At 43.4% G+C, this 25780-nt stretch carries 16 protein-coding genes and 1 pseudogene; 10 read left to right on the plus strand and 7 right to left on the minus strand.

What is annotated here, in order from left to right:
• Window positions 1–99: 99 nt before the first annotated feature.
• Window positions 100–2730 carry a cation-translocating P-type ATPase gene (locus ACVBIO_RS04610; RefSeq protein ID WP_447172087.1) on the plus strand — a complete coding sequence of 877 codons (2631 nt, stop codon included), beginning with the start codon at window positions 100–102 and terminating at the stop codon, window positions 2728–2730.
• A 192-nt stretch (window positions 2731–2922) separates the two neighbouring features.
• Window positions 2923–4167: a cation:proton antiporter gene (locus ACVBIO_RS04615; RefSeq protein WP_447160888.1), complete on the plus strand. Its 1245-nt coding sequence runs from the start codon at window positions 2923–2925 to the stop codon at window positions 4165–4167.
• Window positions 4168–4385: 218 nt separating this feature from the next.
• Here the strand turns inward: ACVBIO_RS04615 and ACVBIO_RS04620 are convergent, their stop codons facing one another.
• Window positions 4386–8939 (minus strand): ATP-binding protein, encoded by a 4554-nt coding sequence (locus tag ACVBIO_RS04620; RefSeq protein ID WP_447164506.1) that lies wholly within the window; start codon window positions 8937–8939, stop codon window positions 4386–4388.
• A 121-nt stretch (window positions 8940–9060) separates the two neighbouring features.
• Between ACVBIO_RS04620 and ACVBIO_RS04625 the strand changes: the two genes are divergently transcribed.
• On the plus strand, window positions 9061–9972 hold the full coding sequence (locus tag ACVBIO_RS04625; protein ID WP_447160886.1) for a LysR family transcriptional regulator: 912 nt from the start codon (window positions 9061–9063) through the stop codon (window positions 9970–9972).
• A 225-nt stretch (window positions 9973–10197) separates the two neighbouring features.
• Here ACVBIO_RS04625 and ACVBIO_RS04630 read toward each other — a convergent pair whose 3' ends face one another.
• From ACVBIO_RS04630 to ACVBIO_RS04655, 6 genes are all read right to left on the minus strand, one after another.
• A complete protein-coding gene (locus tag ACVBIO_RS04630) occupies window positions 10198–11508 on the minus strand; it encodes a transporter (RefSeq protein ID WP_447164274.1) in 1311 nt (436 codons plus the stop codon).
• A gap of 30 nt (window positions 11509–11538) precedes the next feature.
• Window positions 11539–12249 (minus strand): hypothetical protein, encoded by a 711-nt coding sequence (locus ACVBIO_RS04635; RefSeq protein ID WP_447172088.1) that lies wholly within the window; start codon window positions 12247–12249, stop codon window positions 11539–11541.
• Between the two features lie 8 nt (window positions 12250–12257).
• Complete coding sequence (locus tag ACVBIO_RS04640; protein WP_447161532.1) at window positions 12258–12944, minus strand: C39 family peptidase; 687 nt, start codon at window positions 12942–12944, stop codon at window positions 12258–12260.
• Between the two features lie 63 nt (window positions 12945–13007).
• A complete protein-coding gene (locus tag ACVBIO_RS04645; RefSeq protein WP_447172089.1) occupies window positions 13008–14102 on the minus strand; it encodes a hypothetical protein in 1095 nt (364 codons plus the stop codon).
• A gap of 23 nt (window positions 14103–14125) precedes the next feature.
• The gene (locus ACVBIO_RS04650; protein WP_447161530.1) at window positions 14126–14731 is read right to left on the minus strand and encodes a hypothetical protein; all 606 of its coding nucleotides are present in this window, start codon (window positions 14729–14731) and stop codon (window positions 14126–14128) included.
• 191 nt (window positions 14732–14922) lie between these two features.
• The gene (locus ACVBIO_RS04655; RefSeq protein WP_447164271.1) at window positions 14923–16254 is read right to left on the minus strand and encodes a sigma 54-interacting transcriptional regulator; all 1332 of its coding nucleotides are present in this window, start codon (window positions 16252–16254) and stop codon (window positions 14923–14925) included.
• A 436-nt stretch (window positions 16255–16690) separates the two neighbouring features.
• Here ACVBIO_RS04655 and ACVBIO_RS04660 point away from each other — a divergent pair, with 436 nt between their 5' ends.
• From ACVBIO_RS04660 to ACVBIO_RS04690, 7 genes and pseudogenes are all read left to right on the plus strand, one after another.
• Window positions 16691–17851 carry a hypothetical protein gene (locus ACVBIO_RS04660; protein ID WP_447172090.1) on the plus strand — a complete coding sequence of 387 codons (1161 nt, stop codon included), beginning with the start codon at window positions 16691–16693 and terminating at the stop codon, window positions 17849–17851.
• A gap of 167 nt (window positions 17852–18018) precedes the next feature.
• Complete coding sequence (locus ACVBIO_RS04665) at window positions 18019–18576, plus strand: SprT family zinc-dependent metalloprotease (protein WP_447172091.1); 558 nt, start codon at window positions 18019–18021, stop codon at window positions 18574–18576.
• A gap of 275 nt (window positions 18577–18851) precedes the next feature.
• A pseudogene (locus ACVBIO_RS04670) lies at window positions 18852–19202 on the plus strand (endonuclease); the annotation flags it as partial.
• 81 nt (window positions 19203–19283) lie between these two features.
• Entirely contained in the window at window positions 19284–20420 is a 1137-nt protein-coding gene (locus ACVBIO_RS04675; protein WP_447172092.1) for a hypothetical protein, read from the plus strand.
• A gap of 34 nt (window positions 20421–20454) precedes the next feature.
• Entirely contained in the window at window positions 20455–22785 is a 2331-nt protein-coding gene (locus ACVBIO_RS04680) for a hypothetical protein (protein ID WP_447172093.1), read from the plus strand.
• Window positions 22782–24929 carry a hypothetical protein gene (locus ACVBIO_RS04685; protein WP_447172094.1) on the plus strand — a complete coding sequence of 716 codons (2148 nt, stop codon included), beginning with the start codon at window positions 22782–22784 and terminating at the stop codon, window positions 24927–24929. The genes ACVBIO_RS04680 and ACVBIO_RS04685 overlap by 4 nt, the downstream gene beginning before the upstream one ends.
• Window positions 24929–25627: a hypothetical protein gene (locus tag ACVBIO_RS04690; RefSeq protein ID WP_447172095.1), complete on the plus strand. Its 699-nt coding sequence runs from the start codon at window positions 24929–24931 to the stop codon at window positions 25625–25627. The genes ACVBIO_RS04685 and ACVBIO_RS04690 overlap by 1 nt, the downstream gene beginning before the upstream one ends.
• Window positions 25628–25780: the final 153 nt, after the last annotated feature.

Below are 25780 nucleotides of genomic sequence, written 5' to 3' on the forward strand. Positions count from 1 at the left end.
CTTTGATACTGGTCAATTAAACGCCTGAAAACATATCTTGCCCTATAATTATTGACTATAGATAAAGGGACGAAGCAAAGCTGTACTGCTGGAGGCTATGTGGCAATTCAGGGGCTGACAACCGAGCAGGCACGGGAGCGGTTAAAGCAAAATGGGGCAAACTGCTTGCCTAAGCCGCTTAGGAATAGTTTTTTTAAACTGTTTCTTATCCAATTTCGTAGCGCATTTATCTATGTGCTATTGGTTGCAGTGATTGTTTGCTTACTCCTCGGGCAACTTATCAATGCTTTTTTTATCTCCATTGTTTTACTTATTAACGCGCTTATTGGCACGATTCAAGAATTTTCAGCTCAAAAAGCCGCCGACTCATTAGCGCATATGGTGCCGCAGCAGAGCCGCGTTATCCGTGATGGCCACCCAATGCTTGTTGATAGCAAAGATCTAGTGGCAGGTGACTGGGTCATACTCAACAGCGGCGATCGTATCGGTGCAGATATCAGCTTAAAACAAGCAAATTTATTTCAAGTTGATGAGTCAGCTCTCACAGGAGAGCCCGCCTCTGTTAGCAATAAAAAACAGGCTTTTGCTGGAACCTTAGTCACCCATGGGCGAGCCGAAGGCGAGGTCATTGCGACCGGAGCCAATACTCAAATAGGGCAGATAGCCCATTTAGTCCACCAGGGCGGTAGCACCAAGCCACCGCTGATGCAAAGAATCGATCTATTCACTCTACGTATCGCGATAGCCATAATCATCATCATCGCGCTCATATTTGGCCTGACTCTACTTCGAGGCGCGCCGCTCTCTGACGTGTTCTTACTCGGCGTTGCATTAGCTGTATCTGCGATCCCTGAGGGGCTTCCGGCTGCCATTACCGTGGCTCTTGCTATCGGTATGAAACGAATGGCTAAAGCTAACGTGATTGTGCGCAAACTCGTTGCAGTGGAAGCACTCGGCTCTTGTACGTTTATCGCCTCCGATAAAACTGGCACATTAACGGTCAACGAGATGACCATTGGTCAAATTTGGCTTACTAATGAGCAGGTTTACCTTGTCTCCGGCGAAGGACTCAGCCCCATAGGTGGTGTGTATCCCTCTGGAGAACAGACTCAGGTTGACTTAATTCAACCTAATTCAGAGAGCAATCACTTAGTGGCAGGCAGCTTAACAAGTGAATCCACACTTAAGCAGTTAGTCACGGCGGGGACACTCGCTAATGAAGCGCACTTAGTTTTTGAGGAGCATCACGTGCACGCCGATGGTGATGGCGTCGATCTTGCGTTTCTTGTCTTAGGCCACAAGTTCAAACTCCCTTTCGATCCAGTACAGCAACGGCTGAACTTATTCCCCTATGAGTCAGAAAAAGGCTTTAGTGCCAGCATAGATAATAGCTCGTTAGGCCCTATGATCTCAGTAAAAGGAGCGGTAGAGAAACTTATCCCCATGTGCTCGATTAACAAAATGTTACGACAAAAGGTGCTTAATCAAGCCCACATAATGGCGCAGCAAGGATATCGTGTACTAGCTGTCGCTCACGGCTTAGGTACTCCTATAGATGATCATTTTAGTGGGCTGAAACTTCTCGGTTTAGTCGCCATGAGCGATCCCCTTAGACCCGACGCTATCGAGGCCGTTGCAGCATGCCGAAAAGCGCACATTAAAGTCGCGATGATAACTGGCGATCACCCTGCCACCGCCCTCACCTTATCCAAACAACTTAAGATTGCAGATGAAACTGATAGTGCGATTACGGGGCCTGCACTTGAACAAGCAAGATTGCAGAATATCAATACATTTGACCGGCTTGTCACCAATCATAGAGTGTTTGCTAGGGTCAAACCGCAACAGAAAATGGAGATCACTCAGTCGCTTATCAGGCAGGGAGAGTTTGTCGCCATGACAGGCGATGGCGTTAATGATGCCCCCGCCTTAAAACACGCCCATGTGGGAATAGCTATGGGACTTAGAGGTACTGATGTCGCCAGAGAGAGCGCCTCATTGGTGCTAACCGATGATAAATTTAGCTCCATTGTAAAGGGGATTGTTGAAGGTCGCGTCGTATATAACAATATTCGCAAGGTGATCTACTTACTGATCAGCACAGGTGCTGCAGAGATCTTGCTGTTTATACTCAGCGTGCTGTTCGCGCTACCTATCCCACTTTTCCCGCTGCAGATCCTCTGGCTAAATATTGTCACCAATGGGGTACAGGATGTTGCACTCGCCTTCGAACCTGCCGAAGGCAAAGAACTACTTCAAGCACCGCGGTCGCCTAAGGAGCCTATTTTCGATCGATTGATGCTCGAAAGGGTCTGTTCGAGCGCACTCACCATGGGGCTGATCGCATTTGGTTTATTTACCATATTACTGCAAACAGGCTCCAGTGAAGCAGAAGCCCGTAACCTCACGTTAATGTTGATGGTGCTGTTTGAAAATGTACATGCCCTCAATAGCCGCTCAGAACACAGGTCGATATTACAGATCCCTTGGTTTAGTAACCCAATATTACTTATCGGTATTGTCGTTGCACAGGGGATCCATATTGGTGCCATGTATACACCAGGACTCAGTGATGCGCTGCAAATCAGTCCAATTAGCCTCGGTCACTGGTTGATTTTGCTCGCTACCGCCTCAGTACTCTTTGTTGTAGATGAACTACATAAAAGGTATTGGCGTACCAAGCATCATCCGAAGGTCGCTGCGGCCATAGCGAGTCAACGACAAGAGTAGTCAGCTAGCAGCAGTCATCATTAGCTCTTAACTCATTTTGCAGCTTAGCTTTAGAACTAGCACTTTAGCTAAATCGGACTCACGGTAAGTACAAAATACAGGCCTTGGGCATCACCAAGGCTCGATTAGATATTAGACTTTATACAGCCAGACAACTATTCTCATACTAGTCGAGCTGGGGGTAAAATACAGATGCGTTTTCTCTATTTAGTTCTTGTATTGCTGGCTGTTACCCGGATTTTTGCGGTTATAGCCAAACGCTTAAATTTACCGCCGATTGTAGGCGAGTTAGTGTCTGGGATCGCACTGGGGTTATTCCTGTATCGTTTTCAAGACACATTTCCATTGCTGTGGGAAGTGACTCAAGGGGAAGCGTTTGAAGCGCTGGCCGATCTAGGGATGTTTTTCCTGATGCTATTGGCTGGCGTACGCATGAGCCCACTCGACTTTAAGAAGACCTCAAGCTCAGCCCCTGCTGTAGCGGTCGGCGGCATGTTAGTGCCTATTATCTCTGGTACCTTAATAGGGCTTATGCTGTTTCCAGAATCCCCCTTTAAAACAGTTCAAAGTTGGTTCTTGGGAACGGCTCTTGCCGTTACGGCGGTGCCTGTCACCATTCGCATGCTGATGGAGTTTAACCGCTTAGATACCGAAGAGGGTAAAACCATTGTCGCCGCCGCGCTGTGGGACGATCTACTCAGCTTATTTATTCTCTCCTTATTGTTAGCCACTATTAGTAATGGGGGCACCCTATCTTTTACTCTAGATTTATGGGGCCCACTTTTAGCTAAAGTACTGCTCTTTTTCGTTATCACAATACCTGTCGGCTACTATCTATTTCCTTTTGTTGGTCGCTATCTCAAGTATACCAATATCCCTGATATTGATTTTAGTATGCTATTAATCGCCTCTCTGGGATACGCTGTACTCGCCGAAATACTGGGTTTACATTTTATTATCGGTGCCTTTGTCGCAGGTATGTTTTTCCATCCTGCGGTTGTGGAGCAAAAAGTATATGACCGCGTTGAGAGACAAACGTCGGGTATCACCTCAGGTTTTCTCGCGCCAATTTTTTTCGTGTCGATAGGGTTTCATTTAGACTTGACGTCACTGGCATCAATCCCTGGGTTTGTCGCTCTGCTGATTACTGTAGCCTTGCTCAGTAAGCTCATTGGCGCTGGGCTATGTGCACGGGCTACGGGTCATAGTAGCCAAGAGTCACTGCGAATAGGCGTTGCAATGAGTGGCCGCGGAGCAGTTGAAATCGTTTTAGCGGGAGTCGCGTTACAAGCCGGGCTATTTAATCATCCAGACCCTACACCGCCCATCATATCTGGGCTATTTTCCGCCATAGTCATCATGGCGATAGCAACCAGCATTATCACCCCATTGTTGTTAGCGTTTTTAATTCGCTATCAGGGGGTCGATAAGTCCTGAAAGCAACTATATCCGATCTGTATAAAGTTAATCGGTATAAAGTTAATCGATATAGCGCTAGTCAGTATCAAGCCAAATCAGTATCAAGATATGAATGCCTAGCGAATTTTAGACAAAAAAATACCCACATTATGTGGGTATTTTTTAGGTCTAATTCGCTACGCTTTCACTCATCTTAACTGACCTTAAGTTAGGCTGCGAAGAAGTACACCAAGTTGCTAGGCAACCGGAGACACAACAAACAGTAACTCACCTTGAGAGACTTGCTGACCGTTACTGTTAAGAATACGCTCAATACGATACTGTTGATCTTCAGGGTAAAGTATCGCGTTCTTACGGTTAAAGCCTGCTAAGGTTACCTGCGAGAACATCTTCATTGCTTCTGTAAGCGCTAAAGTCTGATCGACAGTAACTATGTCGCCTTCTTTAACAAAGTCAGCTTCACCCGGTGCTGGAGAGGTATAGAAGATACCTGCGCCTTGAGCCATCACTTTAAGCTCATTACTTTCACCAACGCGAAGTGATGCAGTATCAACACCTACCGTTTCTGCCGCCGCTTCCATTTCAGCAATCATCTCTGGCACGTCTAGCTCTGCCATAAAGCGTGGTAGATAATTAGTATCGTATACGCCTTCGTTGAAGGTGCCATCTTTAAGGATGCGCGTGAGCAACGGAATGTTAGTTGCGATACCTTTTATCACCACTTGGTTTGCTAGGTAGTCGTGTAGCTTAACAATCACATCTTCACGGCTCTCACCACGACAGATAATCTGCGCAATCAAGCTATCGTAATAAGGAGAAACCTCTTTACCTTCGCCTGCAATTGAGATGATTTCGATGTCATCACGCTCTGGCATCTGGTACTCAGTGATTAGACCTGGGTACGGTAATAACTGTAATACGCCATTACTATCAAGAGCCGCTTTTTCAGCCGTTACACGCACTTCCATCGCATAGCCAATATCTTGTGGCTCAAGCTCGGCAATCGAGCGACCTGCTGCGATATCAAAACCAGCGCTAACGATATCAATGCCTGATGTTGCTTCAGTAACTGGATGCTCAACCTGTAAACGAGTGTTCATTTCCATAAAGTAGACTTCGTTCGCGTCTAAGTTATAGATAAATTCAACCGTACCAGCACCCATGTAATCGGTTGCGTCACCAAGTAGACGGGTGTATTCCATCACCTTTTGCTTAAGCTCATCTGGCAACATAGTTGAACCAGACTCTTCAACCACTTTCTGGTTATTACGCTGTACAGAACAGTCACGTAGGCCGAGTACTTTAGTATTACCAAACTGATCACGTAGTAACTGGACTTCAATGTGACGTAGCGAGGTTACATACTTCTCTAGGTACAAGTCACCGTTACCAAATGCGGCAGCTGCTTCAGTAGAGGTCTTTTGGAACAAGGAGATCATGTCACCTGGACGTTCAACAACCTGAATACCTTTACCGCCACCACCTTGTACCGCCTTAAGCAGTACTGGGTAACCGATTTCGCTAGCAACGTTTACCGCTTGCTCTGCGTTAGTCAAAATACCGTGACTACCCGGTACAACAGGCACGTTTTGCGCTTGTGATGTCTTAATCGCGTTCGACTTGTTACCCATAGTCGTCATGCTATGCACGCTTGGACCAACGAAATTAATACCGTTGTTGACACAAAGTGCAGCAAATTGCGGGCTTTCAGACAAGAAACCAATACCTGGGTGCAATGCATCCACATTTTCGTATTCAGCCACTTTAAGTACAGAATACGCGTTTAGGTAACTCTCATCAGAAGTGTTACCACCAATACAAACTAACTTGTCGTTGCCTTTTAGCATATCAGCTGGAACTGACGTCATATCAGGATCTGATGCAACCAATACCACATTGATATTATTGTCATGAGCCTTGCGGATAAGCTTAACCGCAGTACAACCACGAGCATGAACCAATACCTTGTCAATCGGCTTCATTAGTTGACGCGGATCATCCTGAACAATCACTTCTTCAGCAATCAGTCTTTCAGGAACCAACGTCGATACTGCACTACCAATCACATCAATAATCTTAGCCGTCGGCTTAGGCATTAACGGATCGATGCTTTGTAATTGTTCGTCAATCGTGTCACTAAATGGGTTCGTCACCAATGCATCCATCGCGCCTGGTACTTTAGACAAGTAGTTAGACAGCGTAGACGTAGACGGTAAGTAAGCTGGAACAACCATTTGGCCCGCAAACGGCATGTTAGTGCCAGACAGGTAATAAGTTTGTACCAGTGGATGTGTCACAAAACTTGCCTGTGCACCACCGGTACAATCACCATAACCAAACATCAATACTGGCAATTCGTTATCACGAATAAAGCGAGTAATACGATCGTTCACCACTGCCATAGAGAAAAGCGCGGCTGCACCTTCTTTAGTCTGCATACCACCTGAGCTGATGAAACAGATAACCGGTAGTCTGCGCTTAGCACACTCAATCAATAACGCGCTGAACTTCTCAGCTGCCGCCATATCGAATGCACCCGCCTGGAACGCCGTATTTGATACTGCAACACCCACGCGCATTGGCTGACCGTTATGATCAAAATCAGCAAGACCTGTGATTAAACCACATGGGCGAATGCCCTTGTCTAATGCATCTTCGATTGAAAGACGGAAACCGGGGAAGTTAAGCAAGTTAGCTGAAATCTTATCGCCGTTAATCTCTTCAAACTCAGAGAAAAACTTAGCGACAATTGATTCCCAACCCATTTTTCCTGCGCGTTTTTCGTCGCGAAGTACTTTCTGGATTAACAAATCTTGATAACCCATAGTCAAACGGTTCCAGAAGTCTTTACGACGACCGATACGAACAGGGTTAATTGCGCCAGTGTATTCACCGCTTTCTTCTTCGCTGTCAAAATACTCAGGCAGTAAACGCTCGAAAAAGTAAGTCAGAATAACAAATAGACTGTCGTTCAGTTGTGGGAAACCAACACTCTTCCACTGCTCAGTACGAGTCAGTAGTTCTGCGCGGTTTGACTGTGACATAAAGTACTTCAGCCACTTGTAGAACTTGTTCTTATCGTTAGCAACGTTTTGCGTCGATAGTGCACGGTCAATAGAGTCATGCAGCAAGTTATCAACCGAGTTACGTGACAAACTCTTAGACATCATGGCTTCTTTTGCGATAGACGCAAGATTACCCACAACGTTGTCGTAAAGCGCATCAAACACTAAAATGTTATGACATTGCCAAATAAAGTCTTCACGCAGCTCATCATGAACAATCACATCTAACACGGTTAGCTTGTTCAGTTCAGGCCAATCGGCTTGCGTCACTTCAGATGGAAGCGTCTCAAGATAATTAATCAGCCCTTTGAAGTTGTTCTCTGCGTTGCCTTTCCAGCGGTGGTATAGCGACCAGCTGATGTTAAAGATAAGCGCCTTACGGGCTTTCTTATAGTTCTCTTTTGGCTCACCCAAAATCAAACGCGTTAGCATATTACGCTCGGTAGACACATCATCACGCTTAGCGATGAAGTTACCCCATAGCTTGTTCAGCTCTTCGTCATAAACCAGTTTATCAGGGCTTGATAACCAAGACTGGAATACACGGTCTTGCTCTTGCTGAATACGCGCTAACAAATCACCTTCAGGCACGCTGACCTTAGATAGCCGACCGTACTGCTCTTGCGAGATAGAATGGATACGGCTACGCAGCGTTAGATAACGCAAGTAACGGTATGTACTACCAAACAGGTTCAAGTGCATTGTTGGGTTGTTAGCTACCGCAAGCTCAGCATTGAGCTCTAACGCTTCAAGATTCTTAGACGGGCTTAGGAAACGCGCTAAACTGCGGTCATAATGCTCACGCAGATCTTCTGACTCACGCACAAAGTTAACCGCTGCTTTTTCTACCGCTTCGATACTGCTAATAATTGCACGGCGTAAATTGTGCTGACGCTCATCTCGGTCTGATGGCGAGAAATCGATAATGCCATCGATACAACCAGAGGTATAAAGCTCTTCAGGCGATACACCAACTGACTTAGCACATTCCTGCCAAGACAAGTTGTATTTACGGGCAATGCTTTGCAAACCTTGTGGCTGGATGGTGTTAAAAATACCATCACGTAGCGATAACAAGATGTTTGCAGCGGCAAGTGGAATCGCGCCACCAGAGTAACCCGCACCGATAACTATACCCACAGTAGGTACGTCAACGTTCGCGCTCTCGGCAATCGCTTTAGAAATAGAGTGTGCTTGGTTCTGGCTGTTAGCTATTTCACCTGCATCGGCACCAGGCGTGTCGATAAGGTAAACAATCGGCATAGACAGCTCAGCAAAGTGGCGAATCGCTTTACAGCAAGCAATATGATGCTCAGGCATCCATGCTCCGTTTGCGGTTGTGCGTTCTTGCGCGACAAAACCGATACGGCGAGTACGAGATCCAAAATTCAGTTCAATCTCTGCACTATAAAAAGGGCCGATATGGGTTTCGGTAATGAGCTTACCTTTAAGATCCGCAATGATGCGTTTAGCACCCGGGCGATTTTTATCTTGAGTTGGTTGAATCACCTTAGTGACATAACCATCAACGTCTAACTGAGCCAAGTCTTTAAGATTAGCTTGAATCGCGTCATCGTCTAAAAGACCTTTAATCTCCTCTGAAAGCGTTTGCTTACTGTGCTCAGGAAACAGTGAAAAGTCTTTTGCTAACTGCTCTGCTTTTAGAAAAAGCGGGTCGGCAGTTTGCACTTGAGTCATGTTAGCGGGCTGATTTTTGCTGGTCATCGAAAGATCCTCTGCTTTAGCCTCTGAAATTTTTAGCCCGTAAATATAACTTTGTTATCCCGTCAATTGCTATTAAACTGCACTAGACGCTTTGTTCCATATTTGAGACAGTGGAGATAACATGCCTGATTTAAACGGTATGATGCTCTTTGCAGCGGTAGTTAGAGCCAAAGGTTTCTCTCAAGCTGCCCGTGAAATAGGCATGCCAAAATCAACCATTAGTCGTAAAGTTGCTCAACTAGAAGAGCAGCTTGGCGTGCGACTTTTACAACGAGATACCCGTAATTTAAGCCTGACTCAGGTCGGTGCGCTGTTTTTTCAGCATTGCTCCAGTATAAGCGATGAAATAGAGGCTGCCAAAGCCACAGTAGAAAATACCCATAACGACGTTTCTGGCTTATTGCGTATTGCTATTCCCGTCTCTTTTAGCCAAGAGTTAATTGCCACATTATGCAGTGGCTTTCTACGTCTATACCCCAATGTTGAGCTCGACGTGCAATTTACCGATAGTGATATTGGACTCGTAGGAGAAGGTTACGATATCGCCATCAAATATGGCCCATTACAGTCATCTGATTTAGTCGCAAGACTGTTATTTGAGCGCCAACCTATCTTGGTCGCAAGCCCTAGTTACTTAAAAATTCATGGCACGCCAGCAACACCACAAGATTTGGCTGAACATAGTGGTATTTTATTAGGGACCTCACGCTCTGCCCCTATCTGGCCGCTGGGTAAAGGCACCAGAAAAACCATGGTTAACTTTCAGCGAAAAGTGCGCGTTAACAGCGCGGTGATGGTCAAGCAACTCGCTATGGACGACTTTGGCATTGCCATGCTGTCAAACTCAGTGTGTAAGAACGAACTCGCAAGTGGCTCTCTAGTCCCCTTATTACAAGAATGGCCAATGGAGGCCTTTAAAGTATACGGTGTGTATTCGAGCAGGCGTCAGCTGGCCACTAACATCAGTGTGTTTTTAGACTTCTTCCATAAGCGCTTTACTAGCCAAGAGTCACTACAATCTATGATGATGTAATTGAGCTAGCGACAATGGGCCACTAACATCAGTGTGTTTTTAGACCTCTTTTATAACATAAGCGCTTTACTAGCCAAGAATCACTACAATCTATGATGATGTAATTGAGCTGGCCTCAACTGGCCACTAACATCATCTTAGATAGCCGCAACCGAAAGCCGTATCTATCGCATCAAGAGCCACCAGCTTATGCTCTTGCATATGTGTCGAGCTTAGATACCGAGCTTAAAAACGATAAGGGAAGCGTAAACTAATTTGATAATCCGGTGAGTCTTCAGTCAATCCCGCACCAATGCTGGTCACCATTGAGAAGTTTTCTGTTAAAGCCAGTGTTGCCCCTAAACCTAAATTCGCTGTATTGGTGTCGGTTCTAGCAATATCTTGCCATTCACCACCAAGAGGCCTTTGCTGAGTCTTAGTAAAAAAGCGCTGGTTAAAGCTCATACCAATACTCATTCTTTCTGACACAGCAAACGCTAAGCCTAAGCTGTAATCGATGTAATCACCCAGATCGATATCTCCCGGTGACATACCAGGTAGCCCCGAAAGATCGCCATACTCTTCAGGTAAGAAGGTACCGTAATTGAGGTTAAAAAATACAATCGCAGGATCATAAGTTTTAGCCAAACTAAAACCTGTCGAAATTCCCCAGGCCCCTGTACCTGTAGCAATTTGATCCGGATAAGTCAGGTTTCCCGACTCCGACGATTCTAGGTTTATGCCAAAAGGGTCTGTGCCTGTAGGCATGCGAACCCTGACATTCCACACCCAATCTGGCCACCCATCCCCTTCGGTCATAATCCGATAATAAGCAGCGACGCTCATATCGCCAATTTGTCCGCCTTCGACATCGGCTGATTCATAAAGCTGACTTGAGTTACCTTCGCCCACTGACTCATACTTATTCAGGCGGTACACAAATGGCATCGCCATTTCAAACTGCCAACTATCATTTAGCGTGTAACGCGTAGTGAGATCGAGCTGAACCGTATTAGAACGAATTCGGTCTAGATTTAGGTTGCCCAAGAAAATAGCATCCAATGCTAAAAAGCCACGCAAAATGAGATCTTTACGACCGTAATAACTGTAAGTCAAAGAAGGTTCGATGGTGAGTTTACGGTCAAACACGTTGTGGGCTTCTTGCAGTACATCTTCGGTACTACGAGAGCGTTCAGGCTCCTTTTTTACTGAAGAGCTAGCTACCGCTTGAGAGCTGGCAATTTGTGCAGTTTGTTGAGGTGGGCGCTCTACTGATGCTTTAGATTGCTGTTGAGGCTGATTAGCAACCTGCTCGCTATTCGCCCCGCCCCCAACTTGCGTCAATGCAGCCTCTTTGGATAACACTTTCTGTGCCATGTGGTTGATGGCTTTTTGCTGCATCTGTAATTGCTGATTTAACAAAATAAGTTGCTTTTTTAGCAACTGTAGCTCTTCAGCTTCAGTCATCGCGGCTTTAGGGCCATCAGCCCCGAAGCTAGAAAAATGCAGGCAAGAAATGGAAACAAGTAACGCCACTTTAGTCCATTTAAAATCCATTTTTGTCATCCTTTATTATGCTTTCAAAAACTATAGACCAATCCCAATAATATCGCGTACCTGCTGTCCCAATATCTGACGTTCTTTAACGCCAAGATCGATTCCTTGATATCGAATTAACGAACGGTTAGAAATTTGATGAAACGTGCCGTTAACCGTAATCGACTGCAATAACTGCCCATTACCGCCCTGAGAAGAAACGCCTTGCCCAAATGAGGCTGACGCCATATCGACCTGATAACCCAATTGACCGTCAGCAGTCGAGTACACAACGTTACCACTGCTGCTCACTAAACTTTGGCCTATAACGATCTCTACACCATTAGCAAGTGGATTTAGGCTTCCAGGCTCAAAGTCCAGTTGGTTATTGACCTGATTAAAGTCACCAGCAATTTGGATCCGCTGTTGTAAACCCGTTTGCTGACCACTTGCAGACAAGTCAAGGCTATCCCCCGTTGAGGAAACGGCATCAGCTACAGTAATTCGCATTGCTGGACCACTGCTAGCATTGGACATTTCAACCTGCATTTGTACTTGCTGCGTCACTCCTTGCTCGTTGATATAGTGTGTTTGCATGTGCAGGCCAAAATAAAAGTCTTGGCCATTTTGTGTATATTTACCTCTTAATTCCGCTAACTCTTGATCCAACAGTGGCGATTTCCCCTCAAAAACTTCTAAAGGGGTGTCAGATGCAAAAACTGAATTAGCTAATAAGATCCCTGTCACTAAGCAAAATCGCATTTTGCCTCCTAGAGCATGTCCGCATACTCAAAACCAAACTCTAATAGCTCGGCATCCGATAACGGTTGCAAAGGGCCAAGCGTGTTGTAGGTCAACCGAGCCCGTGGTTGAAGCAATGGATTGTCTTTAATGTATTCATTGCCGATAACGACAAACACAATTCCATTCCACTTTTCAATAAATTCGTCATATTCTAATATTCGATTACCAAGAGCTGGATCACCAAGATACACCTGGTTATCGGTAAACCTTCTCATCACGACAAAGTGGCTATAGCCACCATCGTTTAACAGCACGATTGCGGGAATTTTTAGTTGTTGCAGCTCTTTCACTCCAACCCGGTAACCGCGTCCACGCATGTTTTGTGTCGTTAAATATCGCTTCATATCTAACAAGGAGAACCCTTGTTGCTGAACGACCTCCATATCGGACACTTTTAACATCTCTAATAAAACATGCTCTTCGGTTATTTCATCTTTGCCATAACCGAACTTAAGAATGCTGGCCAGACTTGCGGCGCCGCAGGAAAAGTCCGTTCTTTGCTGCACTACAAATTCAAATTTTCGCTCTCTGATACTTTGGATATTTTTACTGTAATTTCCCATTCCAGGGATCATGCCTGTCAACATGATTTCGGCTGCAAATAAACTCGGTGAAAACCAAGTAATACAAAAGATAAGCAGATATTTGTTCATAGCACATCCTTGTAGCAGTAGCCTGAAAACAACTCAGGCTACTGTGGATACCAAAATGAAGATTTATGGATTTTCAGAAACGATCGCTCCTCCTGTCATGCTGGTTAGTGATAAGTTATTAGACTGTAAATTACCGTTACCAGAGGCCATGTTAACGCCAATGTTACCCGACGCATTCTGGAAGGCACTGCCACTAAGCGAGGCTGTATTGGTAGTTTTTTGAGTCACTGTTTCAATATAAATAGGCAACTGACCACTTACGGTACCTGCCAGTGTCATGTCGCCACTTTCATCAAAGCTTAGGCCATCAGCTCCAGTCGGGTTTTGATTATCCATATCCATATGGCCCCATATAGATGCCCCAGGCGTGTTATGCGCACCATCAGTGTCCTGCCAAATTTCAGGATAGTAGGCTGCATTTTGCTCAGACGTACCTGTATAGGTACCAGTAGCATCCATCGTCAAATTCACCGCAACTGAATCAACTGTATTTTGCACCACGCTCTGATTTTTCACTCCGTTATGAGCAGACACCTGTGAGTTAGAGACACTCGCTTCACCTAAGCTGCCCTTATGAGCTGATGCAGCCATATTATTGGCCTGTACGTTATTACCACCTGACGCAATATTTACCCCCACATTACCTGAGGCGCCTTGGAAAGCTCCATCGCCAATCGATGCACTATTTGTCGATGCATAGTTCATGGTGCCGTTAAATGATCCACGCTGAGTACTGAAGATCTCAGCATCACCAGAACCAAAGGCAAAGCTGGCATCAATTGATGCGAGTGCAGCTGAATTACCTTGAATATTAAAATCACCAGCCGCCTGGTTCACTCCAATATTACCGCTAGCATTATTAAAGGCAGAACCTGAGACTGAAGCTGAGTTATCAACATAAGAATTGCCAGTCAAGTTGCCACCTGTAGTCTGTACGTTGTCGACCACAGCCATACCTAGAGCGTCGACTTTAATTACGCCAAGAACTAGGGCGCCGCCTTTAAACGTAACATCTTTCTCTACGCTGACTTTCTTATTCAGTTCGACACTACTATTCGATTCAGAATTAGAACTTGAATCGTCATTGCCGTTAGCAAAGGCATTACCGCTTATTGCAGCAGCGATACACATTACTAGGGTTAATTTTTTCATTTCCATTTTCATATCTCCATTTAAGTAACTTAGTTCCCACTAGGTAACTGCAGCGAGAACTGATTTATGGCGCTGTTTCCATCACCAGAAATTTGATTGATTTGTACAATTCCTTGAGCATTTTCAAAACTATTCGGAGCAATAACGCTAAGGTTTGAATCCTTATGATCAAGTGGCAAAACGGTAGGGCTAGCAATGTTATCCAGTGCACTATCATCTAATCCCAAGCCAATCACGGACTGCAAAGCAATTGCGCCAAGATTAGCTTGAATATTCCCCTGCCCACTCACCTGATTAACGCTAATAAGACCTTGTGCATTTTCAAAAGCCAGTGCTTCAATATATGAGAGGTTTTGTCCATTAGAGGGTTCAGCTAACGATAGGTAGGGATTTTTTTGATCTGACAATATGACGACTCGATCGCCAATAGCATGGCTATTGGTTTGAAGGTTGCTGCCACCTGCAGCTTGGTTAATTGCAATACGACCACTGTTATTGCTGAAAGATTTTGTGCCGACTGTAGTGCTATTATCAACATGTTGAATGAGAGTGGTATTGCCACCGTTCGACCAGGCAACAGATGCAAAGCCTGCTAGGCAAAGAAATACTCCTCCTTGAATACTGCTTAATTTCATTATTCAACACCCGATAGTTCACTAAAACCGTGCAAGGGTATGAGCAAGCATCGAGCCACCTTATTAAAACAAATCGTTTCAACAAGTTAACAATATGACATCAAGTCGTTGTCTCAGAAATAAGACAGAGGGACACTAAGTGGTTGATATAGTAGAAATCGTAAGTGAGGCCTATGATCTCATTATTGAGATCACGACTCTAGAGAACTGATCTCATGTTTATCGATAAGTCGATATAGCGTCGCTCTAGAGATTTTCAGCTCTTGAGCAACACTGTCCATTTTACCGTTATAGCGCTGAATGGCCGTCAACACGGCATGTTTCTCAACCACATCTTTTATGGTTTTTAAGCCTTGAGTAAGGACTGGGTTCACCAGTGTGTCTTCGAGCTCTAAATCTGAAGTTTGGATAATACCGTTTTCACATAAAATAACTGCGCGACGAATTTTATTAATCAGTTCTCGTACATTACCAATCCATTCATACGCTAACATTGCACTTTTAGCTTGCTCACTGAAACAGCACACACCTGTATTAAATTCATCAGCGTATTGATCACAAAAATAATCCGCCAATGGAATGATATCCTCTTTACGTTCGCGCAAAGGGGGTAACTCCAATGTGATCCCATTAAGGCGATAAAACAGATCTAAACGGAACTCCCCACGCTCAATAGCAGCTTCAAGATCAATATGAGTTGCCGCAAGGATGCGTACGTCGGCAGCTTGTGGCTTACATCCACCAACCGTATCAAACGTGCCCTCTTGTAAAAATCGCAGTAAGTTCACTTGCTGCTCTATTGGGAGATCCCCTATCTCATCTAAAAATAATGTGCCCCCATCAGCCTGCGAGATCTTACCCTTATGACAGCTCACAGCGCCGGTAAACGAACCCTTTTCATGGCCAAACAGCTCTGATTGCACCACCCCAGAACTTAAGGAGCCACAGTTGACCGCAATAAATGCACCTGCTGAGCGTGTTGACTGTTGATGAATTTTTTTAGCTATCAGCTCTTTTCCGGTGCCACTTTCACCACGGATAAGAATAGGAATATTTGTTGGGGCAGCCCTAATAACCTGCTTACTGAGAGCCTGCATCGTTTGTGAGTTCGTTACTGTCTTAACGTCATCGCAATGCTTAGGCTGCGGATCACCTTCGCATTGCTGACGAATGCGAATCAGGCCTAACGCATGACCAATCAATCTAAGTAATCTATCCATTTCAAACGGAGCGGTATGGTAATCCCAGGCATACTGACTAATTAGCTTTTGGGAATAGGTGGACTTAAGCTGTCGGCGCTCGATAAGCATGATAACCAATGTCGCTTTATGGCACAGTTTTATCACTTTCTTAGCCCAACAGGTATTCTCCTCCCCTCTTAGATCTAGCAGTAATAAATGGCAATCTGAGTTGACGTTTTTTAGATCGCCTGCATTATAAAAGTCTACATATACCCCTTTCCTCTTTAGCTGCTCACACAGATACTCATCATACTGATGCCCTATCACGCTAACATATTTCATCATCTGTTCCCTCGACTTACATCTCCTTGCACACGAAAAAGGGGTTATCAAATGTTTAATGCTCATTTGTTGCTAACCTTTTTGTGCCAACCAATCCTCTAAACTTTTCCCAAGCCCCTTCCCAAGTCGTCATAGCCAAATAGCCAATAGAGTATAGTTATGAAATTGAAGGTAAGAGCCGTAAGACAAGAAATTTTAGCGCTACGAGAATCATGACTGAGCCTGAGAAAAACGCGGCAAACAAAGGGATTGCAAGCCGTTAACAAACAGAATTAACTACTAAAATCAGTATCCGAGCACACTACTTTCAATGCCGTTTATTGTGGTGCATACTGAGCGCCACAGAACTCGAAAAACAATGTAAAACCGCAACTTACCCGGTAACGTGAAAAATAGGGAAAATATGGTCGCGGTCATAATAAGAAAGGACTTGGCAATGACCACTCTCAGCACAGCAATATTTGCTAGCGCGCTCACCTCTGTAACCTTAATTCAACCCGCTTTTGCAAAGCTGAATGTTGAAGAAAATCGTTTGCCAACAGCAACTCAAGCCATGCCTGAAGTTGTTAGCCGCTACCAAGCATTTATTAGCAATCTAGACGAGAAATATGGCCGTCATTCTGATGAGTTAAAAATCACTCAAATGGTCGCTCACCAGGGACTAAGATTATGGCAACAAGCTGTGCGGGATGTACAGTCAGGCCATTTAGATGATCGCTCTTTATATTGGAATCGCTTAGCAATGCGTGCGCTTTTGAAGACACAAAAACCCAACTTTAATATTGTCAGTTGGCAACGGAATATTTTACTTGAAGCGGTTGAAAAGTCGTCTCGTGGTTTTAGTGATATCGAATTCAAAGATGATGCTCAGATTAAGATCTTACTAACAGGCTTTGACCCATTCTTTTTAGATCGCAATATTGATCAAAGTAATCCTTCAGGACTTGCCGCCCTAGCACTTGACGGCTACCGCTTTAAAATCGACGGTAAACAAGCCCAAGTGGAAACCGTTATGATCCCAGTTCGCTTTGCCGATTTCGATAACGGCATGATTGAATCACTGCTCACGCCTTTTTATCGCGACAACAACCTTGATATGATCTTTACCGTTAGTATGGGCCGTGATGATTTTGATATCGAGCGCTTTCCAGGTCGTAATCGCAGCGCTGCAGCGCCAGATAATCTTAATGTACTCACTGGCGCCACTAAGCTAGCTCCAATCGCACCGCTGTTTAATGGTGGCACACTCAATGGCCCTGAATTTGTCGAGTTTTCATTACCGATTGCCGCGATGCAAACCGTAAAAGGTCCATGGGAAGTCAACGATAATCACACAGTATCGACATTAGAACGTGGTGAATTCGAAGCTAGCTCATTGGCGCAACTACAAGCTGCTCAGTCAGTTGAAGGTTCAGGTGGCGGCTACTTATCAAACGAGATCTCATACCGCGCTATTTTGCTGCAAAAGCAATTTAACAGCAGCATACCTGTTGGCCATATTCATACTCCGCGCATTGCCGCTTATGATGTCAAAACTGAATCACAGATAGTTAATCAAGTCAGAGACATGGTTGTGGCGGCGGCAAACAGTCTCTAGCTCGAGTAGCTCAATGCCGCCCTTATGATGCTGGAGGGCTAGCACCGTTATGCTGGTCTGCACTGCCAGCCTAGGTTAAAATACTGGGGCTCACACTTTTTTGAGCCCCAGTATTTTTTTACAGTACTTTTCACAGTACTGCGACTCTAACGGAGCAATTAGGCTTAATGTTCAAAGCGCTTAACCCATTCAAGTCCTTGCTAAGTACTAGGCCAAAACTGACAAGCTACCCAGTCATGGCATTTACCGATCCACTGCAGCAGCAAATCGCGCAGCAAGTAGAACATTGCTATCAAATTGCTGAAAACAAACTCGACAAGCAGTTTCCAAGACCTGAGATCAATTTTGCTCTGCGTGGTAAGAGCGCTGGCACCGCCCATCTACAATTAAATAAGTTACGTTTTAACCCAAAGCTGCTTAACGATAACTTACAAGCTTTTTTAGATGATGTGGTGCCCCATGAGGTAAGCCACCTGCTCGCTTACCAACTATATGGCCGAGTAAAGCCCCATGGGGTTGAATGGCAACATGTGATGCAGCATGTTTATACTCGGGTGCCACGCACAACCCACAGCTTTGATACTCGCAGTGTTGAAGGTAAAACCTTTGCATATCGCTGCCAATGTGGCCCTGTTGATCTTAGCATTCGCCGTCATAACAAGGTCATTCGCGGCCAAACTCAATACCGTTGCCGTAAGTGTGGTGACGCATTGCAGCCAAAGTAAACATTAGCGCTCCCCAAAAAAGCTAAACCTAAAATTCACAACTCAGAACTCAGAATCGATACTCGGCCAATAAGCTCTGACTAAGCGTGGTTTGTCGCAACGATACACACCATATTAAAAGTCAGCAGCACCATCGCTTTGCATTACTCATATTGCGACAAAACGGCGGCTCACTTACAATCCCCCGCCAGCGAACAAACGATTCGTTTTAGCGTAAATTTTAGGGACCCTTTTAGATGTCATTTATTAAAGTGCTCACCGTAGCGCTCGGCCTTATGTGGCTGTTACCTCAAACAACTCAGGCTTCACCTGCCCACCCAAAAAGCTTTAATCAAGCAAAAAAAATGGCCAGAAGTATTTATCTTATAAACTTACCCCAAACCAGTTTCTATTGTGGCTGTGACATTGAAGTCAAAGGCAAAAAGTGGACCACCGACTTTGCCCGCTGTGGCTATGAAGTCAGAAAACAGGAAAAGCGTGCCTCACGCATCGAATGGGAACACGTTGTTGCCGCCTGGGAATTTGGCCATCAGCGCCTTTGCTGGCAAGAAGGCGGACGTAAAAACTGTGGCCGTAAAGACAAACTGTTTAAAAAAATGGAAGCCGATCTACACAATCTAGTGCCTAATAGCCCTGCTTAATTTTTAATTGATTTTGCTAACACCCCGTTCTATCTTTTAGTTAGATGAGTTTGAGGGCATTTTCCAATGAGTATCGCAATCAGAAAATTGAATAACTTTGAATACGGGGGCATGTCACACGATCAGGTTATTTTTTTGTGTACAAACGATGGTTCTCCTATTCCCTCCGCTTCTTTTTTTTTACTTGATTTAGCCGTCAATAAAATGCAAGCCAAACAGACGTTAGCGGTGAAAGCATCACAACTACGCTTGTTTTTGAGCTGGCTTAATCGCATGAAAATTTCCTACCGAGACATTAATAACGAGGTTATGGGAAAATACCTAAACGGTTGTTTGCTGATTGAGTTAGGTTACTCTCCTCAAACTGTAGCTATACACTCTAACGTTCTTAAAGACTTTTACAGCTATTGCTTTGAACAAGAATTCGTTAAGTCTATTGGCCTGAATTACAACTTCAATCGCAGCTACAGATCAATGCTAAGAGAAAAAAGCTACAATGAAAAAGCCTTGATCATTCAAAAACTTTACATGACAGAAAAAGTGTTAGGTGAGTTGGTGGCAAATACCTTGGCGAAAAATCCCTTCATCCAACAACGCAACCGTTTAATGCTGTATGTCGGATACCATCTGGGAGTCAGAACATCTGAATTAACTCATCCAGACAATTTCTCAATCAAGATGCTACGAGAGACAATTCCTAACGTAAACAATAACTTTTCTAACAAGTTACCAGTACAAGAAAACTTTTCTTACGCGACCAAAAAGACCCGAAAAAAAGTAAATAATTTTCTCACGGCAGATTTGATAAGAAAAATCCACGACTTTATTTATGATCCTCGATGGGAAAACTCATTTAAAACCAACATTTTTTGCCATTCCAACGGAGATTTACTCACGGACGACCGAACTGGCAGTAAAGTTTTTAACACTGCACGCCAACAATTGCTTTCCTCAACTGATGCGTTAACCAAAAGTAAACGCGTGATATGGTCAAATCGTTCGTATCAATTGTTACGAAAATGCTATGCCACTAACGCCGTTGCATTATGCAGAAAAAATGGAGACCCTGTGGATATTTTGGTGAAAGATTGGCTCGGACACAGTGATTTCCGCACATCACTTAAGCACTACATTATGGCTGATTACCTAATGAATCACGACTCAGCCTATCTAGAGCAACTCAAAGGAAGAAGTCATCGTTGAGTCAAAGCAGAAAATAACTAAAGGAGCGCTCGGCATGGATTCCGATGTTCAAAATGGTAACGACCAAGCCCCCAATACAGGTACGAAATCGCTTAAAGAGTACCTAGTCCCCACTAAGATTAAGGTAATCCATGATAGGTCTGAAGACTACGTAAACTTAGGAAAACTAGGCTTTGCAACAAAAGATAATGTCATTGAGATACCCAGTGATTTCAAGCATGAGCCACTATGTAAAGCTCTTATCTGGTATATGAAATCAGTGTATTGTCAGGAACTAAGAGTTCAGACCATTGCAGCAAAAAAGATAGCGGTTTGCAGCTTTTTTGAGTTTTTAGAAAATGGCAGCTTTAACTACTCTGGTAAACTCGAATTTTCGATACTCAAAAAATTTCAACAGTGGTGTATCAACACGAAATTTAAAAACAGCAAAGCTAATTATCAGACCTGTCATTGGCGATCGGTAAAAAAAATGCTGACTGTTTTTGGAAGCGAACGGAGTCAGCCTAATGCGAATATTTTTCCGTCGTTAATGAACTGGCATGAGGATAGACTTTACGTTGAGGAAGCAGGAACATCAGGGAGAAACATTTGGGCTGACCAAGAGGCTAGATCCCCTATCAGTGCTTTATTTGAAGATTGTCCTTACACTGACTCAGCGTTGATTTTAAGTTTACGTCAAGTGTGTTCCCACTTATTATTAGCCTTTGACGATGCTAGACGAGCATTGCAAAACAATGAGCGCCTCAAAGTAAGTATTCATTCACTTTTGCAGCAATACCACCTACTTGAACCACCAGTAGCTCTTGGATATTTATATGCTAAAGAAGGCCCACGTGGTGACAAAAAAAAGTTTTTCCAAAAAACTTGTGAAGTTTATCCTGATGTAATTAACGCGCTATTAAGCCTAGATGATCCGTTTTTGTGGTCGTGGTGGGCAACAAATTTTAATACCGTTAGGCCAACAGACAAATATCCATGGGATAATCCACCATCTAGCGAACAAATAAAAAAGCTCTCCACAGCATTACTACGTTTCCCTGATGGCCCTGATACGCCAAAGTTATATTTTGATGTTTTTGATAAAACTGTAGTTACTAGGTTAACTCAGATTGAGTCTTTGGCCATCAGCAATATCCTCCTACCAAGTAAAATAGAGCACCTACTGATGTATTGGCTGCTATCTGCTGACAAGCATCAGGACTCAGGGATTAAAGCCCTGACACTTGATGCTATAATATTTGATGATAAGCAAGTGACAATAATCACTCAAAAGGAGCGTAGGAATTTAAAAAACAAAGGAGTCCTTACCCGCCCTCACCCAGCAAAATCCATTCTATATGAAGCTTTCCAAACCTATTGGAATACCGTCCAACAAGCTCAGGACAAATTGCCGAACAATAAAAAAGGATTATTATTTCCATTGGAAGTTGATTTCACCCTTTTAAGTCCAGTTGGTATATCTGACAACCGTACTTTTCGTTTTCTACGTTACTTAACACAACCCTCAAGCCCTTTGCGCCAAAAGCTTGATAATACACTTGAAAATGGTGAACCGTTTTACTGGTTAATAGAACAATTGTTCGCACATAATGATGTTTGCAGACAACAAGATAGCATCCATAGCGCAACCAAAAGGTATAACAAAAAAAATCCTAAGAAGGCAAAGCCTCTTATTCTGCCCCAATCTCTTAAGTCCTTGTCAAATTCGTTTATTCGCCAATCAACTATTGCCAGCGAGGATACACAGACATTACAACAAATCAGCAGCATACAAGAAACCAACTTGATAGCTGAATTATCAGGACATTCCCCTGAAGTCAGAGATAAGGTTTACACCCAGCGCACTCGCTCAAAAGAGGTTTTGACCACCTTATATAACTTTGAAGTAAAAATTGCCGAAATGATGGAACAAGAAGCTCGTGCGATTAAAGCAAAATTTAATCACATGAAAGATGAAGTCGGGTTTGATGTTATCTCAAAAGCGAGTGTCGCCAAACTGTGTAAGCACCTGCGCAACAAAGGATTAACGGACGACATGAAATCCTTGTATGAAAGCTACAATGCAGAAATGGATGAACATGGTTTTGCGAAAGCAAATAATCGTTACCTTTTTCTTGAGCATGAAGAATCAGTAGCATTGATGTTGTTGCATTACCATCTCAACAGTCAGAAATTACAAAATCTCATTAGTAACAGTCACGGCAACCGTATTAACCCCAAAACGGTGCCATTGTTAACAGTATGTGTATTTATTCACCACATACTCAAAAATCGATTTGAGCCAGATATAGTTGCCAAAGGAAAGGCGATTTTTACGGAGCGTTTTGAGGATGAGTTTGCCACATTACAGGAGTTAGCATTATGAAAGATAAAGCATTAAATAAAGGAATATTTTCCCTCGAACAAGACTCTATTCATAATACTCCCGAAGTGGTAAACGATCTTAACCGTGACTATTTGGTTGTAGAGTGTATTAGTAAAGGGAATGATAAAGCTGTAACAGTAGAAAAGACCTTCAAAATCAATCATCCAAAAATATTACCTCACTGGCATAGATGGGTAATGAAGTGCATAGTCTTATCACTAGGAGGATGGACTGACGAAACTAGAAAAACTCTACTAGGTGTCGAAAGTACGGTGATAGGTACATTGGCCCCACACCTCCGTATAGCTATTTTTGCCAGCCAGTTTCACCCCAATTTAGCTCTATCAAAGTGGACTAGAGAACACGTCATAGAACTCCTTAAGAAGACGCTCTACAAGGAACTAGATATCCTTCATATGGGGCATCGCCACGCAAAGTATAGTAAATCAAATAAAGAGCATGAGATTTTTTCATCACATGCTCTTGTTCATTTGGTCTTGTCACGATTAATGCAAACTAGGTCTTATTATGATCGCAAACTGATAAATGATGGCGTAACACTGACGATCCAAAATCAACATAAATTTATTGAGAACATTTTTCAGTCCGATATAAAAACTCAGTTTGAACATTATGATATATGGAAAAATGGTGGGAGCTTCGGAACTATACCTGTAGCAGTAACAATGGCTTTATTAGCCTATAGCGTGTCTATCCTAGAGTCCGCCAAAACCAGTTTCTTGCTTGATTTTTTTAACTTACAGCGCGAGGAAGAAGAGTGCTGGAATCTAAACTCTATCTTTTCAAAGCAACACCGTACCGTAGCTTTTGTATGCGGTGAAAATCCAATAGCTAACTATCCACATGCTAGAGATTCCAAAAATAAGTATCTAGTATCTAAACGAATATCTAAACGGCAACGCTATTTGGATTTGGTTAACCAATACCGTGACTCCCTGATATTTCACGAGAGCTTAGGTTTTCCATGCAAAAGCCAACGGGAATTTCACGATACGATTAATAATGTCTACATGGCGTGTTACTTGATTTTTCTCACTTTGTCAGGGATTAGGCATAGTGAGTTGTTAAGCCTAACTGGAGACGATTACGAAAAACATTCTGATGGAACGTGGGTATACAGATCACGTCTTATAAAGACCGAAAATGGTGCGTACCACGTCCGAGCTATCAGTCCCCTAGTCAGTGAGGCATTTAATGCTTTGTGTCGTTTAAGCTTAACCCCTAAGAGTAAACGTATTGATGGGCAAACACTGCCGTTATTCGGGCGATATGTGAAAATGAACTCAGATAATAACCTCAAGGATATATCAGTGCGCAGAGGTATCGCTCTGCCAGCAATGAAAAATCAGAGGAAAATCCTCAGCAGAATAAGCTACAGTACTTACAGAGCTGACCTAACAACATTTTTTAACCAATTTCTTGAGAAACAACCTAACTTTAGAGAGTTGACGGAGTACGTAACCCCCCACCAATTCCGACACTCATATGTTGAATTTGCGATGAGACGGTTTGAGGGAAACATCACACGAATGCTCAAGATGCACATGCGGCACAGCATGAGATCAAATATGATCGATGCATATACCCGTGACAAAATTACAGAAGATGTGAAAGAAAATCTTGAACGAGATTACATTTTAGAAATCGTTGGCCGTGTGGTACAAGAATATAAATCACCAGAAAATGCACTTCGTCCTCTTGAGTTTTATGGCTCCGTAGCCAAGCGTATTCACTCGATGCTTGACAGTTCTATGGTGGTAAAACCAGAAAATTTTTCACAGGTAGTTGAGACTATTGCAGCCGAAGTGGAAACTATTAAAGCAAGTGATTATGGCTACTGTATGGTAATGAAAGCAACGAGAGAACAAGCCAAATGCTTAGACAAAACAACCAAAACACCGAAGGCAACTGATCCTGAATTTAGCATGTGCAGCGGATGTCCAAACTTTCTCGTATCTAAACTTAATAGCCGAGAGGCAATCCTGCGCATTAAATCAAATGCTCTATTACATAATACGTTAATCAACGTCATGGATGTATCGGATGATAACCCGTTCAAAAAGGAGTCAAAAGACACATTTGCACGAGCCATGTCCCTACTTCAAGACATGGGAGAGAGTTAATGGATTCCTTGGCCGATAAGCTCTTCCCAAAACGAGAATCAAAACGCCCGAAATGGGCTAACCAATCTTCCACAAACAAACGATTGTACGATGTGGTAATAAATCAGGTTAACTTGACTGAATCCAAAATTAACAGCCTTAAAAAAGGCAAAACCTTACTCAAGCGTGATCACCAAGTACTATTGTCTACTGTGGCAAAGAAGGGGGGGACTACTCGTGCAAATGTTATCCCAAAAAACTTTCCGGAACTTTGTGAATTCATCGCTGAAAAAAACGCTCAGTTGTATACGATGTATCAAGTTAAACAACAAGAATTGTCACAGCATTGCTATATCAAGCGCCCCGAACTAAAAGAACAACTTGAGCAAACAAAAGCTAAATTACAAAAACTCGAAGACCAAGGGTATACCTATTATTTTCAACAGTATTTGCAATCACCAGAAAGCCTCGATAGGGAAAGTAAGGCTATGCAACTACTCCAAACACGAGCAGAACTGAAAGATGCACATGAAAGGGAAGTCGATTTCCAGAGGCAAGCAACAAAATTAATTGCTGAGTTAAATAAAAACAGCCAACAAATAGCTGACTTTAAAAGGCAAATTAAAGCCTTAAAGGACGAAAACAAGTCTCTAAAATCCAAGCCTGAGTCTAAAGGTAACTCTAGTATTATTCCCTTCAATAAGTATGAAAAAGAATAATCATGAGTAAGTTAAACGAACGAAAAGCACCCAACCTCATGTTCTTATTCCTCATATCTATTCGCGCCCTCTTGCCATTAAAAAATATTTAACGTTTAATAACAGCGACTTATCAAGGGTGCGTCCTAAAAGGCTTTCTTTCCTAAAGTTCAT

This window comes from Shewanella sp. 0m-8 (genome assembly GCF_052977265.1).

What these genes read in the sequence shown, in the direction of transcription:
- ACVBIO_RS04615 (WP_447160888.1), top strand. Translation starts at nt 2,923, where the DNA reads ATGCGTTTTCTCTATTTAGTTCTTGTATTGCTGGCTGTTACCCGGATT.
- ACVBIO_RS04620 (WP_447164506.1), bottom strand. Translation starts at nt 8,939, where the DNA reads ATGACCAGCAAAAATCAGCCCGCTAACATGACTCAAGTGCAAACTGCC.
- ACVBIO_RS04625 (WP_447160886.1), top strand. Translation starts at nt 9,061, where the DNA reads ATGCCTGATTTAAACGGTATGATGCTCTTTGCAGCGGTAGTTAGAGCC.
- ACVBIO_RS04630 (WP_447164274.1), bottom strand. Translation starts at nt 11,508, where the DNA reads ATGGATTTTAAATGGACTAAAGTGGCGTTACTTGTTTCCATTTCTTGC.
- ACVBIO_RS04635 (WP_447172088.1), bottom strand. Translation starts at nt 12,249, where the DNA reads ATGCGATTTTGCTTAGTGACAGGGATCTTATTAGCTAATTCAGTTTTT.
- ACVBIO_RS04640 (WP_447161532.1), bottom strand. Translation starts at nt 12,944, where the DNA reads ATGAACAAATATCTGCTTATCTTTTGTATTACTTGGTTTTCACCGAGT.
- ACVBIO_RS04645 (WP_447172089.1), bottom strand. Translation starts at nt 14,102, where the DNA reads ATGGAAATGAAAAAATTAACCCTAGTAATGTGTATCGCTGCTGCAATA.
- ACVBIO_RS04650 (WP_447161530.1), bottom strand. Translation starts at nt 14,731, where the DNA reads ATGAAATTAAGCAGTATTCAAGGAGGAGTATTTCTTTGCCTAGCAGGC.
- ACVBIO_RS04655 (WP_447164271.1), bottom strand. Translation starts at nt 16,254, where the DNA reads ATGAAATATGTTAGCGTGATAGGGCATCAGTATGATGAGTATCTGTGT.
- ACVBIO_RS04660 (WP_447172090.1), top strand. Translation starts at nt 16,691, where the DNA reads ATGACCACTCTCAGCACAGCAATATTTGCTAGCGCGCTCACCTCTGTA.
- ACVBIO_RS04665 (WP_447172091.1), top strand. Translation starts at nt 18,019, where the DNA reads ATGTTCAAAGCGCTTAACCCATTCAAGTCCTTGCTAAGTACTAGGCCA.
- ACVBIO_RS04675 (WP_447172092.1), top strand. Translation starts at nt 19,284, where the DNA reads ATGAGTATCGCAATCAGAAAATTGAATAACTTTGAATACGGGGGCATG.
- ACVBIO_RS04680 (WP_447172093.1), top strand. Translation starts at nt 20,455, where the DNA reads ATGGATTCCGATGTTCAAAATGGTAACGACCAAGCCCCCAATACAGGT.
- ACVBIO_RS04685 (WP_447172094.1), top strand. Translation starts at nt 22,782, where the DNA reads ATGAAAGATAAAGCATTAAATAAAGGAATATTTTCCCTCGAACAAGAC.
- ACVBIO_RS04690 (WP_447172095.1), top strand. Translation starts at nt 24,929, where the DNA reads ATGGATTCCTTGGCCGATAAGCTCTTCCCAAAACGAGAATCAAAACGC.